The organism is Acidovorax sp., from assembly GCF_046339755.1.
Taxonomy (GTDB): Bacteria; Pseudomonadota; Gammaproteobacteria; order Burkholderiales; family Burkholderiaceae_C; genus Acidovorax.
Genome location: NZ_JBKDTZ010000340.1, coordinates 1 through 14,863, shown reverse-complemented (window position 1 = coordinate 14,863; position 14,863 = coordinate 1). Strand labels below are relative to the sequence as shown.

General features: G+C 62.5%; 11 protein-coding genes and 1 pseudogene. 11 read left to right on the top strand and 1 reads right to left on the bottom strand.

Going from position 1 to position 14,863, the window contains the following annotated elements; genetic code table 11:
* The 11 genes and pseudogenes from ACK59X_RS29825 to ACK59X_RS29775 all read left to right on the top strand — a co-directional run.
* A pseudogene (locus tag ACK59X_RS29825) lies at nucleotides 1–146 on the top strand (succinate--CoA ligase subunit alpha); the annotation flags it as partial.
* Nucleotides 147–285: 139 nt separating this feature from the next.
* Complete coding sequence (locus tag ACK59X_RS29820; RefSeq protein WP_409962308.1) at nucleotides 286–969, top strand: TerC family protein; 684 nt, start codon at nucleotides 286–288, stop codon at nucleotides 967–969.
* 168 nt (nucleotides 970–1,137) lie between these two features.
* Nucleotides 1,138–3,798: a CHASE2 domain-containing serine/threonine-protein kinase gene (locus ACK59X_RS29815; RefSeq protein WP_409962306.1), complete on the top strand. Its 2,661-nt coding sequence runs from the start codon at nucleotides 1,138–1,140 to the stop codon at nucleotides 3,796–3,798.
* A 19-nt stretch (nucleotides 3,799–3,817) separates the two neighbouring features.
* A complete protein-coding gene (locus ACK59X_RS29810) occupies nucleotides 3,818–4,606 on the top strand; it encodes a Stp1/IreP family PP2C-type Ser/Thr phosphatase (RefSeq protein WP_409962304.1) in 789 nt (262 codons plus the stop codon).
* A 40-nt stretch (nucleotides 4,607–4,646) separates the two neighbouring features.
* Nucleotides 4,647–5,303, top strand: coding sequence for an FHA domain-containing protein (locus tag ACK59X_RS29805; RefSeq protein ID WP_409962302.1), 657 nt, complete (start codon nucleotides 4,647–4,649; stop codon nucleotides 5,301–5,303).
* A 76-nt stretch (nucleotides 5,304–5,379) separates the two neighbouring features.
* On the top strand, nucleotides 5,380–7,641 hold the full coding sequence (locus ACK59X_RS29800) for a CHASE2 domain-containing protein (protein WP_409962300.1): 2,262 nt from the start codon (nucleotides 5,380–5,382) through the stop codon (nucleotides 7,639–7,641).
* 60 nt (nucleotides 7,642–7,701) lie between these two features.
* On the top strand, nucleotides 7,702–8,493 hold the full coding sequence (locus ACK59X_RS29795; protein ID WP_409962298.1) for an MBL fold metallo-hydrolase: 792 nt from the start codon (nucleotides 7,702–7,704) through the stop codon (nucleotides 8,491–8,493).
* A gap of 222 nt (nucleotides 8,494–8,715) precedes the next feature.
* Nucleotides 8,716–9,243 (top strand): pilin, encoded by a 528-nt coding sequence (locus tag ACK59X_RS29790; RefSeq protein ID WP_409962296.1) that lies wholly within the window; start codon nucleotides 8,716–8,718, stop codon nucleotides 9,241–9,243.
* Nucleotides 9,244–9,255: 12 nt separating this feature from the next.
* Nucleotides 9,256–11,181: a hypothetical protein gene (locus ACK59X_RS29785; protein WP_409962294.1), complete on the top strand. Its 1,926-nt coding sequence runs from the start codon at nucleotides 9,256–9,258 to the stop codon at nucleotides 11,179–11,181.
* A 49-nt stretch (nucleotides 11,182–11,230) separates the two neighbouring features.
* On the top strand, nucleotides 11,231–12,034 hold the full coding sequence (locus tag ACK59X_RS29780; protein ID WP_409962292.1) for a hypothetical protein: 804 nt from the start codon (nucleotides 11,231–11,233) through the stop codon (nucleotides 12,032–12,034).
* 99 nt (nucleotides 12,035–12,133) lie between these two features.
* A complete protein-coding gene (locus tag ACK59X_RS29775; RefSeq protein ID WP_409962310.1) occupies nucleotides 12,134–12,658 on the top strand; it encodes a pilin in 525 nt (174 codons plus the stop codon).
* A 45-nt stretch (nucleotides 12,659–12,703) separates the two neighbouring features.
* Here ACK59X_RS29775 and ACK59X_RS29770 read toward each other — a convergent pair.
* The coding region (locus ACK59X_RS29770) for a GtrA family protein (RefSeq protein ID WP_409962290.1) at nucleotides 12,704–14,863 on the bottom strand (2,160 nt) is incomplete at its 5' end.

The window sequence follows — 14,863 nt, the reverse complement described above, 5'->3', positions numbered from 1 at the left end:
GCAAGCGCATGGGACAAGCCGGCTAGATGATCTCCGTTGGCGCCGACACTGCCGATGCCAATCTGGAAATCATGGAAGAGTCCGGCTTCGTCATCACGCGCAACCCCTCGGAACTGGGCAAGCTGCTCAAGGCCCAGCTGAAGTAACAAGCCATACCAGTCCGTAAGCACAATTACGGACGCATCGGGCGCAGGCGCCCGATACACTGGCCGCTCCAAAAAAGAGAAGCGGCCGGCACCCCGGGTCCCGGCGCCTGCTTCCTTCATAACAGTGGAGTCATTGACAATGGAATTTCTGCAATCAACCGATTTCTGGATCGGTCTGGTCAAGATCGTCTGGATCAACATCATCCTCTCGGGTGACAACGCGGTGGTGATCGCTCTGGCTGCGCGCTCGCTGCCTCCAGAGCAGCAGCGCAAGGCGGTGTTCTGGGGTTCTGGTGCAGCCGTGGTGCTGCGCGTGCTGCTCACCGTGGTGGCTGCCAAGCTGCTGGCGCTTTCCTTCCTGCAGATCGTGGGTGGTTGCCTGCTGCTGTGGATCGGTTTCCAGCTGCTGAGCGATGGCGATGAGGAAGAAGGCGAATCCAAGACCTATGGCAGCCTGATGGCCGCCGTGCGCACCATCCTGATCGCCGACCTGGTGATGAGCCTGGACAACGTGATCGCCGTGGCTGCCGCTGCGCAGGGCAGCACCATGCTGCTGGTTCTGGGCCTGGCCATCAGCATTCCGCTGGTGGTCTTCGGCAGCACGATGATGATCAAGCTGATGGAGCGCTTCCCCTTGATCGTGGTCCTGGGCGCCGCCCTCATCGGGTGGGTGGCGGGCGAGACCATCGCCGGCGATACGGCGCTGCAGGGCCTGGTGGCCGCCCATCCGTCGCTGCATTACGTGGCCGCGGTACTCGGTGCGATCCTGGTGGTGGGCGGCGGCAAGCTCTGGCGCCTGCGCGCCAGCCGTGCTGCGGCCTGACAAAAATGGCATCTGCAACACCCGTGTTGCAGGGCAACGACAAGAACGGCAGGCAAGAGCCCTGCCAGAGGGGTTCCTGGCGCCGCATGGAGCGAATCAGGGCCGGTGAAGACCGGGCTTGGAAATTGCTTCTAAAGGTATCTCATTACCTCCGTGGATCGATTGCAAGTGGGCAGAAAAACGTCGGCACAGCAGCTGGTTTGGTGGCGTACCGATGGCTTTGTCTGCACACTGGTGGCCGCCATCGTGGTGGCGCTTGCCAGCGTGATGGGTTGGGTGCAGCGCCTGGATCTGGCCATGTACGACGCCGCTGTCGGCTCCACAGCGGCCGAGCCGGCCGCCGACCTGGCCGTTGTCGGCATCGATGAGCGCAGTTTCAAGGCCCTGGGTCCCTGGCCCTGGCAGCCCGAGGTGCACGCGCGCTTTGTCGACCAACTGGCGCAAGCGGGCGCCCGGGCCATTGTTTATGCCCTGCCGCTGCCGGAAACGCCGGCGCGCCCACTTCCCCCACCCGCTGCCACGCCTGCCACCCCTGGCGAGCCCCAGACGGCAATGCCAGCCGCCGAAATTGCCGCTCCGTCGGGCGATGCCCGGCTGGCCTTGAGCCTGCAGCGCGCGGGCAACGTGGTGCTGGCATCGCAGTACGCGGCGGCCGGGCCCGCTGCGCCGCTGCCGTCGCATGTGCGCCGCAGTGCGCTCGCGGCGCCGGGCGAGCATGCCGTTCCTGCCGTTTCGGGCCGACACCCGCCGGCAATGCTGGGGGCAGCGGCATCCGCCATCGGCCATCTGTACCTGACCCCCGACGCGGATGGCGTGCTGCGCCAGATGCCGCTGCTGCTGGCCCATGACGGCGTCGCGGTGCCATCGGTAGCGCTGCTGACAGCGCAGCGCAGCTTGCAATTGGGCCAGGCCGATCTGCGCCTGCAGGCCGCGCCACCCTGGCTGCGCCTGGGCAGCCTGGGCATCGCTACCGACAGCCACTCGGTGCTGCGCCCGCTGTTCCATGCGCCAGAAGCCGGTCAGCCGGCCTTTGCGCGCACGGCCTTCGCCCAGGTGCTGGCTCCCACTGCGGGCGCTTCCGGCTTCCAGGGCAAGACGGTGCTGGTGGGTTTCAGCGCGCCCGCGCTGGCGGAGCCCCTTGCCACGCCGGGTGGCCAGTCGCTGTACCCGGTCGAGGTGCTGGCGCAGATGGTGTCGGCCATCCGCCAGGGCCATGCCGTGGTGGTGCCGCCGTGGGCGCAGCCCGCGGCATGGCTGGCCATCGTGGTCGCCCTACTCTACCTGGCACTGGCGCTGCCGCAGGTGAGCGCCCTGGCCGGCCTGGCCGTGAGCGTGGCCTTGCTGCTGGCGCTGGCCGGCGCCCAGTGGCTGGCGCTGGAGCATGCGCTGCTGTCGTTCTCGCTGCTCGGGGCAGCTCTGGTGGTGGCCGTGGGACAGGCCGTGATGCTGGCGCTGAAGCTGCGCGGTGGCCGTGGCACCTCCCGCAGCAGCAAGTCGGCCGAGGCCGCCGAGTCCAAGCGCATGCTGGGCCTGGCGCTGCACGGCCAGGGCAAGCTGGAGCAGGCCTTCGAGCATTTTCGCCGGCTGCCGATGACCGAGGCACTCAAGGACAATCTGTACCATCTGGCGCAGGACTTCGAGCGCAAGCGCAATTACGCCATGGCCAAGCTGGTGTACGAGCGCATCCTGCGCCACGACCGGCAGTACAAGGACGCCAAGACCCGCTACCGCAAGGTGCGCGCCCGCGCCAAGTCGGCCTCGGGCCAGCCCGATACGTCGCCGCCGCCGAGTTCGGCACCGATGCCCATGCCCAGCGTGCCGGCCACGCCGCGTCTGCCGGGGGATGCGGGCGTCGGCCTGCCCATGCTGGGCCGCTACGAGATCACCAAGGAGATCGGCAAGGGCTCCATGGGCGTGGTGTACCTGGGGCGCGACCCGAAGATCGGTCGCCTGGTGGCCATCAAGACGCTGGCGCTGGGCCAGGAGTTCGAGGGCGATGGGCTGATCGATGCGCGTTCACGTTTCTTCCGCGAGGCCGAGACGGCAGGGCGGCTGCAGCACCCCTACATCGTGACCATCTTCGATGCGGGGGAGGAACACGACCTGGCCTACATCTCCATGGAGTTTCTCAAGGGCACGGACCTGTCGCCCTTCTGCAAGGAGGGCAATCTGCTGCCGGTGCCGCTCGCCCTGTCGGTGGCGGCCCGCGTGGCCGAGGCGCTGGACTACGCCCATGCCAACCAGGTGGTGCACCGCGACATCAAGCCGGCCAACGTCATGTTCGACGCGGCAACCGATGCGGTCAAGGTGACCGACTTCGGCATCGCGCGCCTCACCGACTCGAACAAGACCCGCACGGGCCTGGTGCTGGGCACACCCAGCTTCATGTCGCCCGAGCAGCTGGCGGGCAAGAAGGTGGACGGGCGCTCGGACCTGTATTCGCTGGGCGTGACCCTGTTCCAGATGCTCACCGGCTCGCTGCCCTTGCGCGGGGCCTCCATGCCCGAGCTGATGCACAAGATCGCCAGCGTGCCGGCGCCCGATGTGCGCACGCTGCGGCCCGAGCTGCCGGCCGAGGTGGCCGAGGTGGTGGCGCTGTCGATGATGAAGCGCCCCGAAGCCCGTTACCAGACGGGGCGCCAGTTTGCGGCCGAGATACGGCGTGCACTGGCGGCACTGGTGGGTGCTGAAAGCGCCACAAACCCGCGGACAGTCGTCTATGATGCGGCTCGCAAGGCAACACGGAACGACATGGCGGACTTTCAGGAAACGCTGACGGAATACCCTGCACAGGGAGATTCTTCGCTGCCGCCATCCAGTGCCCGATGAGGGCCGCGCCGCTTTATCCATGAATTACGATTTTTTTGCGCGCACCGATCGGGGGCGGGTGCGCAGCAACAACGAAGACGCCGTCGCGATCGACCGGGATGCTCAGCTGGCCATCCTGGCCGATGGCATGGGCGGCTACAACGCAGGCGAAGTGGCCAGCGGCATGGCCACGACCTTCATCCGCACGGAAATGGCCCGCTGGCTGGCCCAGGCCGGCAGCGCACCCCAATCGACCGACGTGCGCCGGGCGCTGGAAATCTGCGTGGAAAACGCGAACCACGCCATCCTGGGCGCGTCGTTGTCGAACCCCCAGTACGCCGGCATGGGCACCACGCTGGTGGCCGGCATCTTCCAGGGCTCGCGGCTGATCTTGGGCCACATCGGCGATTCACGCTGCTACCGCCTGCGCGGCGGGGTGCTGCAGCAGATCACGCGCGACCATTCGTGGCTGCAGGAGCAGGTGGATGCCGGCATCCTCACGCCGCACCAGGCGGCCATCTCCTCCAACCGCAACCTGGTCACCCGGGCTTTGGGCGTGGAGCCGAATGTGCTCATGGAGGTCAACGAATTCCAGGTGGCGCCGCACGACCTGTTCCTGATGTGCTCGGACGGGCTCACGGACATGGTGTCCGATGCCGATCTGGCGGAGATGGTGCGTGCCACCCTCCCGCTGGAGGAAAAAACCACATTGCTTATTGATACCGCCAATGCACACGGTGGTCGTGATAACGTTAGCGTACTGCTGGTACAGGCCGGCGCGGGGGGCAAGAAGCGCAGCCTGATGTCCCGCCTGCTGGGTGCTGCCTGACGGTGCCGGCCCATAACAAATCTCAAATCAGGAGTGGATCATGCCCAGAATGATCGTTTCGATCGACGGCGTCGTCATCAAGGAAGTTCAGTTGACCAAGGACCGCACCACCCTTGGACGCAGGCCATACAACGATATCGTGATCGACAATCTGGCGGTGAGTGGCGAGCACGCGATCTTCCACATGATCGGGCATGACGTTGAGATCGAAGACCTGGGCAGCACCAACGGCACCTATGTGAACGCCAAGGCCGTCAAGCGCCAGGAGCTGCGCAATGGCGACACGGTGGAAGTGGGCAAGTACAAGATCCGCTTCCTGCACGAGGCCGAGGGCGAGAACTTCGAGAAGACCATGATCTTCAAGCCCGGCATGGTGCCGCCGCTGGGCACGGCGTCGCGCCCAGCCGGTCTGCCGGCAGCGCCCGCGCCCGCACCGATGACGGCGGTGATCAAGGTGATGTCCGGTGCCGCCGCCGGCCGCGAGGTGTCTCTGCTCAAGGTGGTGACCACCATCGGCAAGCCCGGCGTGGCCGTGGCTTCCATCACCAAGCGCCACCATGGCTTTGTGCTGGCGCATGTGGAAGGCCCGGACATGCCGCTGCTCAACGGCTCGGCCATCGGCCTGTCGCCCGTGCCGCTCAAGCACGGCGACAAGCTGGAGCTGGCCGGCACCGAGATGCAGTTCGAGCAGACCTGACGGGCGCGCCGTGCCGCTTGCCTGGCCCGGCCCCTTGTCTGCCCCGCGCCGCGTGCCACCGAGCTGAGCCATTCTGATGCGGCCACGGACCGGCTCCTGGTTGGCGCGCCGCTGGCGCCGCATCGCCGTCACGCTATTGCCGCTGCTGTTCGCCCTGCTTCACGTGGGCGGAATCCTGCACCTGCAGGTGCTTGAGCGGCTGGAAAAAATCATCTACGACACCCGGCTGCGCGCCACCATGCCGGGCACCATGGACGAGCGCATCGTCATCGTCGACATTGATGAGCGGAGCCTGGAGCGCACCGGCCAGTGGCCCTGGGGCCGCGACAAGATGGCCCGGTTTGCGAGTGAGTTGCTGGAGCGCCAGCAGGTGGCGGTGTTGGGCTTCGACGTCGTGTTTGCGGAGCCCGACGGCAGCTCGGGCCTGGCCAGCCTGCAGAACCTGGCGCAAGGCCCCCTGCGCGGGCAGGCTGGCTTTGCCGAGCAATTGGCGCGCCTGGCCCCGGAGTTGGACTACGACGCGCAGTTCGGCCGGGCCTTGCAGGGCCGGCCCGTGGTGCTGGGCTACTACTTCACCAGCGACCGGGATGGGCGTGCGCGCGGCGTCCTGCCAGAACCCGCGCTGCCCCTGGACCGGCTGCGAGGCAAGCCGCTGCGGGCCACCTCCTGGCAAGGGCATGGCAGCAACATCGAGGTGCTCGCCAAGGCGGCGCCGTCGGCCGGGTTTTTCAACTCCGTCACCGATCCCGACGGGGTGGTGCGCTCGCTGCCGCTGCTGGCCGAGTACCAGGGCCGCTACTACGAGTCGCTGGCGCTGGCCATGCTGCGCATGGCAACAGGCCGGTCGGATCTGTACCCGCTCTATGCAACCTCGGAATTCGACCATGATGTGTTGAAGGGCATCCAGCTGCGCAAGGACCAGGCCCGCCTGGCGTTACCGGTCGACGCCAATCTGGCCACCCTGATTCCCTACCGGGGCCTGGGAGATGTGTCGGGTGGTTCGTTCCGCTATGTCTCCGCGAGCGATGTACTGGAGGGCAAGCTGGCGGCCGGCAGCCTGAGAGGCCGCCTGGTGTTGGTCGGGTCCACGGCGCCCGGCCTGGTCGATCTGCGCGTTACGCCCGTGGGCCGTGCCTATCCCGGGGTGGAGGCGCATGCCAATGTGCTGTCGGCGTTCATCGACGGGACGACCATCGTCCAGCCGGACTACGCCATTGATTTCGATGGCTTTCAGCTGCTGCTGGTGGGCTTGCTGCTGGCCTTCTCGCTGCCCCTGCTGACGGCGGGTTGGGCGGTGGTGCTCAGTGCCGGGGTGTTTGCCGGGCTGGTTGCGCTGAATCTCTGGTTCTATGAGACACAGGGCTTGGTGATGCCCTTGGCGACGGTGCTGGTGCTGGCACTGTCGGCTTTCACGTTGAACATGGTCTACGGCTATTTTGTCGAAAGCCGCTCCAAGCGGGAGCTGGCCGCTCTGTTCGGGACCTATGTTCCACCCGAACTGGTGGACGAGATGGTCAAGGAGCCTGAGCGCTACAGCATGGATGCCAGCAACCAGGAATTGACGGTGATGTTCTGCGACATGCGCGGCTTTACCGCGCTGTCGGAAACCATGGAGCCTCTGCAACTGCAGGCCATGCTCAATGGCGTGTTCAGCCGCCTGACCCACATCATCCGTGGCCGCCGCCAGGGCACGATCGACAAGTACATGGGGGATTGCGTGATGGCCTTCTGGGGGGCTCCGGTGGCCACCCCCGGGCACGCCGAGCTGGCGGTGGCGGCGGCGCTGGACATGGCCCGGGCGATTGGCCAGCTCAACGAGGAGCACCGCGGCAAGGGCCTGCCGGAGATCGGCGTGGGCATCGGCCTGAACACCGGCTTCATGTGCGTGGGGGACATGGGCTCGGACATCCGGCGCAGCTACACCGTGATCGGCGATGCCGTGAACCTGGGCTCGCGGCTGGAAGGTCTCTCCAAAACCTACGGGGTCACCATGGTGGTCAGCGACTCCACCCGGGCCATGGCGCCGGGTTTCATCTGGCAGGAACTGGACCGGGTGCGCGTCAAGGGCAAGGCGCAGGCGGTCACCATCTACACCCCCTTGGCTGCTTCGTCCGAGCCGCTGCCACCCGAGCGGGTGCAGCAACTGGCGCTCTGGCAGCAGTTTCTCGCCGCCTACCGGGCCCAGGAATGGGAGGCATCTGCCCTGCTTTTGCGGAATTTGCACGCTTCGGAACCTGGAAACATCCTGTATGCGCTGTACGCAGGCCGCATAGAGGCCCTGCGGGTGTTACCCTTTCAGCCGGATTGGGACGGTGCCACCCAATTCGACACCAAGTAGGACAATGGCCGCAGCCCGCACCGATAACCCAAGAGACGACAGCAAACAGGACTGCATGACATGAAGGTTCGCGTACTGGGGTGCTCCGGGGCCATTGCCAAAGACTGCCGGACCACCTCGTTCCTGGTCAACGATAACATCCTCATCGATGCGGGGACGGGGGTGGGCGACCTGACGCTGGACGAAATGCGCCGCATCGACCATGTGTTCCTCACGCATTCGCACCTGGATCACATCGCGGCGCTGCCCCTGATGCTCGATGCCGTGTCGTCCCTGCGCAACAGCCCGGTGCAGGTCCACGCGCTGACCGGCACCATTGCCGCGCTGCAGGCACATGTGTTCAACAACGTCATCTGGCCCGACTTCAGCAGCATCCCCACGTCTGACCAGCCCTTCCTGCAGTACCAGATCATCTCGGTCGGGGAGCGATTGAAGGTCGAAGACGTGCACCTGGAGGTTCTGCCCGCCGTGCACACCGTGCCCGCCGTGGGCTACGCGGTGGCGGGCAGCACGGGCTGGTGGGTTTTCAGCGGCGACACCGGTCGCAATCCGGACTTCTGGAACCGGGTCAATGCTTTGCCGGTCGCCATGCTGGTCATCGAGACCGCCTTCAGCAACCGCGAAACCTCCCTGGCCCAGCGCAGCCTGCACCTCTCACCCCACACCCTGGCCCAGGAACTGGCGCAGCTGACCCCTGGCAAGCGTTGCCCCATCTATATCACCCATACCAAGCCGTCCGAGACCGAGCTCATCATGGAAGAGATCCGCCGCTTCGACCAGAGCGCAGGACCGCTGGGCGCTGCCCCCCATGACATTTATTGGCTCAAAGCGGGGGATGTCTTCGAGTTCTGACCACTCTGTTGCAGATGGTGACGTTCGTGGTACGACAAAAATGTCGCTGTGAGATCTCCTGTGGGGTTCGGGAAACACTTCGGTGACAAATGACCCATTTGGGGGAGGGGTTCGGGTACCATGCCATCGGTTTCGCAAGGTGGCACAGAACCTGCTGATGTTGAGCCAGCCTGGAGAATTTTCTGCAGGTTTCAATTGCAATTGACCTCCGAGGAGTGATTTATGAAGCGTTTCATGCAAAAGGGTTTCACCCTGATCGAATTGATGATCGTTGTGGCGATCATCGGTATCCTGGCTGCCGTGGCCCTGCCCGCATACCAGGACTACACCATCCGCGCCAAGATTTCTGAGGCCGTGATCGCCGCCAGCTCGCCCAAGAGCGCCATGTCCGAAGCCTTCCAGACCGACGGCATCACCGGTTTGACCGCTGCTGCCGATGCCATCAACTCTGCTCCGGCCAACACCAAGAGCTCGAAGTACGTGCAAGGCTATACGGTGGCCAACGCCTCTCCTTGGGATATCACGGTTTCGATCAATGCCACCGCCGGCAACGGTATCCCCACAACCCTGGCCGGCAACACGTTGCGCTTCACCCCAAACGTCAACAGTGGCATCCCCAACGCGTCTTCCCAGGGTGCCATTGACTGGGCTTGCGGTTCGCAAACGGTTGTAAGCGCTACCGGCCGTGGTCTGAATAGCCGTCAAGCCGGCACTCTGCCTCCCAAGTACGCACCTTCTGAATGCCGTTAATTTGAGGTTCGCGTGACCCAAAAGCGAGGCCATGTGCCTCGCTTTTTTATTTTTAATACAGCCATAACAATGCGTATTTCATCCCATCCGTTCCTCTCCTTGTGGCCGTACGGTTTGCTGCTGCTGGTGGTTGCAGCTTTGTACGGTCAAAGTTTGGGCTTTGGCTATGTCTGGGATGATCACAGCTTGTTTCTGGATAGTACCTTGCTGCGAGAAGGTGTCTGGAGCTGGGCGAACGTGGCGCGCCCGATCTTGCCTGACACCCCGTATTTTCGCCCGCTTGTGCTCAGCACATGGATGGCGGAGATGCAGCTTTTTCAGCTGACTCCGCTGTACTCCCATGCAGTTAACGTAGCACTCCACGGCATCAGTACTTGCCTGCTTTTTGCGGTGGCCTGCCGCATGTTTGTTCAGTACCAGGGGGGGCGCAATGCAGCATTGTTGGCTGCATTGCTCTATGCATCCCATCCCTGCCTGATAGAGGGAGTTGCCTGGATTTCGGGGCGATTTGACTTGCTGGCGACGGCCTTGCTGCTCGCCGGCTTTGTGGTCGCCATGGCGCCAGCATCCCTTGTGCGGTGCTTACTCGTGGCTGTCTTCGCGCTCGGTGCCATGTTATCCAAAGAAACAGGCGTGTTATTCGGCCCGTTGTTGGTGCTTTTGACGCTTGCGTGCGATCCCAAATTGCCACTGAGCACCTTGTGGAGAATACTCTGGCCGTATTTGCTCGCCTATGCATTGGCTGTGGCAATGTATTTTGCCTTGCGCAGCTCTGGATTGGGTTTTTCCTCCTATAGGGAGTTTGGATTGTCGCAACTGCTCGAGTCGGTATCGCGATACGAGCAATGGCTGCGCACCCTGTCCTTCTACACCTTTATCAGCTTCAATCCTTTCAGCGCCATCAGTCCTCGGCATGATCTCGTGGTGGAGATGACTTCCTATCGGCAGCATGCGGTGGCCTTGGGTGCTGCATTTCTGCTGATGCTGAACGTGGTTTGGTTTGCACTGAAAAGACGCGCCTGGGCCATACTCTGGCTTGGATTCTATGTGGGTATTTTTCCAGTGCTGGGCATTTTTGTGATCAATCTGGGGGAGACGATCGGTGCAGATCGCTTTCTGTACCTGCCTTTGGTCATGTTGACCTTGGCAGTCGTCGCACTATTTCTTGAAATTCGTGAACGATTCTCTCGGCAGCGCGAACTCCCTGTACTCGGTGTTGCATTGAGTATCGCCTGGTTGGGCTTGGCTTTCTTTGTGACGTACACGACAACGGCCATGTGGGAAAGTGATTTGCGCTTGTGGAGCTGGCAATATCGCACCAACCCAGGAAATACACTGGTGCGCACGGGTTATATTTCAGCCCTCTCCCAAGCGAAAGGGCCTCAAGCGGCAAAGGAGTTTTCCGACGAAATAGAGCGCATCCGTGTGCTTCATGGAGGCCAGCTCCCACTGAAGGTGCAAATGGTCTATGCAGGTTATCTGCTGGAGAAAAACGATCCTGAGTCGTTACTATATTTGCGGGGTTTGGTAGAGAACGCCCACAGGGTCTGGCCGAACATAAACGATGACGATGCACAGCAAAGCAACAGGGTTTTTTACTTTGCCGTTCTCTCCAACTACTCACAGGCTTTGATGGTTTTTGAGGGTGATTTGGTGGGCGCTCGTGAGCATTTGGCCCAAGCACAAAGAATTGCGCCGAGGGGTAATGAGTACAACATCATCCACCAGATGATTGCATTGGAGTACCTGGAAGGCAATGAGGAGGCGGCGCGGTCGATGTACCGCAAGCATGTAGGTGTGCTGCAGGCCTACAATCTTCGTAAATCGCAAGAAGCCATGCGAAGCCTGGTCGGTTTCACCTGCTTGCGCAGGCAAGGCAATGACTGTCAAGCCTATGCCAATCGCTTCTTGTCCTACATTCAGGAAAAATCCGATTGAAGAGAGTTCCTGAGGCTATTGTTTTAGGATTGTCGTTCTCGTTTGAGCCATGTCTTTCTCAACTTCCGTACTTATTCAACGTTTTCGCACCTCCGCGCCCTTGGCTTTGCGCCATTTGCTGGTGTCTGCGGCCATAGCAGCCCTGGTTGCATGGCTGGTCCTGGGCTTCTGGTTTCCTCCACCTTTTGCAGAAATTTCAGGGGGAATGACCTTGTTTCTCTGGATTGTGGGGGTCGATGTGGTCTGTGGTCCTGCGCTGACCTTAGTGTTGCTCCACCCCGGGAAATCACGCAAGGCCATATGGGTGGACATTACCCTCATTGCCGTGGTGCAATTGTCCGCATTGGCCTATGGCCTGGACACGCTGAAGGAAGCACGACCTCTTGCTATCGTGTTTGAGGTGGATCGTTTCCACGTCGTCAGCCATGCGGATTTGGATATGTCGCGTGCCGAAGCTGTTCCAGACTGGGTGCGTCCATGGGGGTTTGCAGCACCTCGTCTGTTGGGGGTGCGCAGCGCCAGGACTGCGCAAGAGAAGTTCGAGAGCGTGGATGCATCCCTGCAAGGTATCGAGCCAGGGCAGCGCCCAGACTGGTGGCAAGACTATGACATCAATGCCCCAGAGGTAAAGCGGCGCGCGAAGCGGCTGGAGGCGCTGTTGGCAATGCACCCGCAGGAAACCGAGCGCATTCAATCGGCGGTGGCACAGGTGACCAAGGGGACGCAGATTCGTCCAGAAGATCTGTTGTGGCTTCCGGTGGTCAGTCGGCAAGCCATGGACTGGGTGGCCTTCCTGGATCCGGCGGATGCTCGTATCCGAGGGTTCGCACATGTGGATGGATTCGGTAGCTGAGTTCGAAAAAAGTCACAGCCAAGCGTTCGGTCTATGTAAACAACGTGATGGAGTGTTTCTTGCTACCAAGGCACCATGGACACGCAAACGGAGTTGAGCATGAAACGAATATACGGGTTCACCTTGATCGAATTGATGATCGTGGTGGCCATCATTGGCATCCTGGCCGCAGTCGCTCTACCCGCGTACCAGGACTACACCATTCGAGCCAAAGTGTCTGAAGCCATTGTCGCTGCCGCGCCGAGCAAGGAAATCCTGAGTGAAGGGTTTCAGACCAACGGCATTACAGGCTTGAATGCAGCAGCCACGGCACACAATAGTGTGCTCTCAAGCCAGCGTGCGAGCAAATATGTCAAAAGCATCGACGTTACCGGAGCAGCCAGTCCTTGGCCGATAGTCATTGCCATTGCTGCAACGTCTGGGAACGGCATACCGACCACCCTGGATGGGAATACGCTCGTTTTGTCGCCCAATGTGAACGGGGCGGTTCCTACGGCATCCTCACAAGGTGCCATGGATTGGGCGTGCGCCAGTCAGGGCAGCCAGGTGGCTCAAGGTAGAGGTTTGAACAACCGCGTTGCTGGCACCTTGCCCATCCGATACGCCCCGTCAGAATGCCGCTGACGCGGAGGCCGCTCGAAGCCCCAGGCCGCTAAGCGCCAGGCAGCGTTATCGACCTGTCCCGCGTAACGAAGCGGCTGTCAACAGTGCCTTCCATAACTGCATCAAGAGCAGTGACAGAATCAACCAGAACAGCCCCTGCGATATCCACGACAACAATTTTCCGATCCACGGGCGCTGCCATTCGAATGGTCGCCGCGCCACGAAATCTTCGGCGGCTTTGCGCTGGGCGGGGTCATCCATGCGAAAACCATCTCCGGGTTTGCACGCGTTTGCTGCCGGATGTACTAGGCAGGCCGGATTGAAGATCAAGCTTTGACCGGAATGGTCGGAGGCCAGCACGGGACCGGGGTGCAAGCGCTCTTTCTGGGGGAAAGCTTCCAGCCGGTATCCATAGAGCGGGTTGTAGCACTGCGCTTGCGATGCGCCCTCCAGCATCGCGTCATTGCGCTCAATGCCGCGCTCGGCGGAGAGTTCAATACGGTCAATGGGGATGGGGCCGGATTGCAGGGATTGCGCGTGGGCCCGGAGCACGGGCTTGGGGTCATAGGTCTGGATGCGCGGGTCCGTGTAGTAGCCTGTTGGCGCAGCCATCGGCCCGAGCCAGATCACGACCATGGCAGACACCAAGGCAGGCGCCTGGTACCGATCAGGCATATGACGGATCAATTGCTGTACCGGCCACGCCAGCAGCCACTGGAACACCGGCAGGTAGATCACGATCCAGCGCATGGGCCAGGCCGTGCTGTTGAGAATGGGGATCTGCTTGAGCGCTTCGCGCACGGGCCCGTTGTTCCAGAGCAGCAAAGGGGGAAGGATGACCAGTGCGCCGATTCCCAGCCACAAGAGTGCTTGCAGCCAGCGCGCAGGTTGTGGATTCGCCGCAGGTGAAGCGACCTCTTGCGAGGCTTGCACGCTTGCCGAGCGCTTGCGTGCCAGCACCAATGCCAGCCAGGCGGTCAGCGCCAAGGCAACGGCACCTGCCCCGAACTCCAGGGCCCACTCGTGTGGTAGCACGGTGAATTGCATTCCGGTCAGCCTGCGCAGGCCGAAGTCGGTGGTCCATTCTGAGGGCAGTACCAGTGCCATGAAGGAGGCGACGATGGCGTCGTAGAAAGACGGGAAGCCGGGCATGCCGTAGAAATCGCGCGGGAAGTTGCGCATCAGGCTGGCGGCCTCGTACAGCTTGGAGACGTTGAGCACGATGGCCAGCACACCGCCAAGCATGGCGCGGGCGAGCAATATCTCGAGCCGTACGCGGCCCATGGGTACCAGCACAAGGCACAACAGCATGACGCCCAGGAATGTGGGCACCATGACGCCGGCAAACCCGGCATGCAGCCATGCGGTGAGGCACAGGCCTGCGCCGAGGCCCGGCCAGGCGAGGCGGCTGCGCCAGTGGGAGCCTGCAGGCCAGCACAAGGCCAAGGCCAGAAGCGGCCACAGGTACAGCGGCTGAAAGCCGAGCTCCCCGACCGCGGTGCGCAGCGGCATGGAGGCATTGGCCATGGCGAGCACGCCAAACACGGCCGACCCCGCCGGGGTCCAGCCAAACACCTTTCGCGCCAGCGCAAAGCTGCCCCAGAACCCGATGGCTGCGAACAGCAGGGCATTCAGGTGGGATGCCGTAAAGGGATCGAACCACAGTGCAAACAATTGCACGGTGGAATAGAAGGCCGCTTGCGGATCGGTAAACAGGGCCCCCCCCGCGCACCACGCGGGTGTGAACCAAGGTGGGTCCAGCAGGCCTTTGGCAAAACCGTTGCTCAAAATCCAGAAGCGGCCTTCCAGCAGGGTCAGTCCTGCCAAGGCGAAATCGTGGCCTACATGGGTCGTGCTGGTGTAGAAACGAGCCCCGAAGAAGCGCTCGAACGCAGCCATGCTGAGGGCAAACAAGGCCAGCGTCCACCGGTGGCGCAGCAGCATGCTGCGGACCGCCTGACCCCATGGGACGCGCCTGGCGTCGGCATCATGTACGAACACGAAGTCTCTCCCTATGAAAAAGCTGCAGAAGGCCAGCAGTACCATCACCAATGGCTGCGCAGCCATGGGGTGCATGCCTTGGCTTGCCAGCGCCGTGATGAGACCAACACCAACCGCCAGCTGAAACAGGTAGGCTGACTGAAAGCGAAAATATTGGGCGACCACCGATGTACTGGTGTTGCGAAAAACCAAGCGGCGCTGGACGCTGAACGCTTGCGTGGTCGC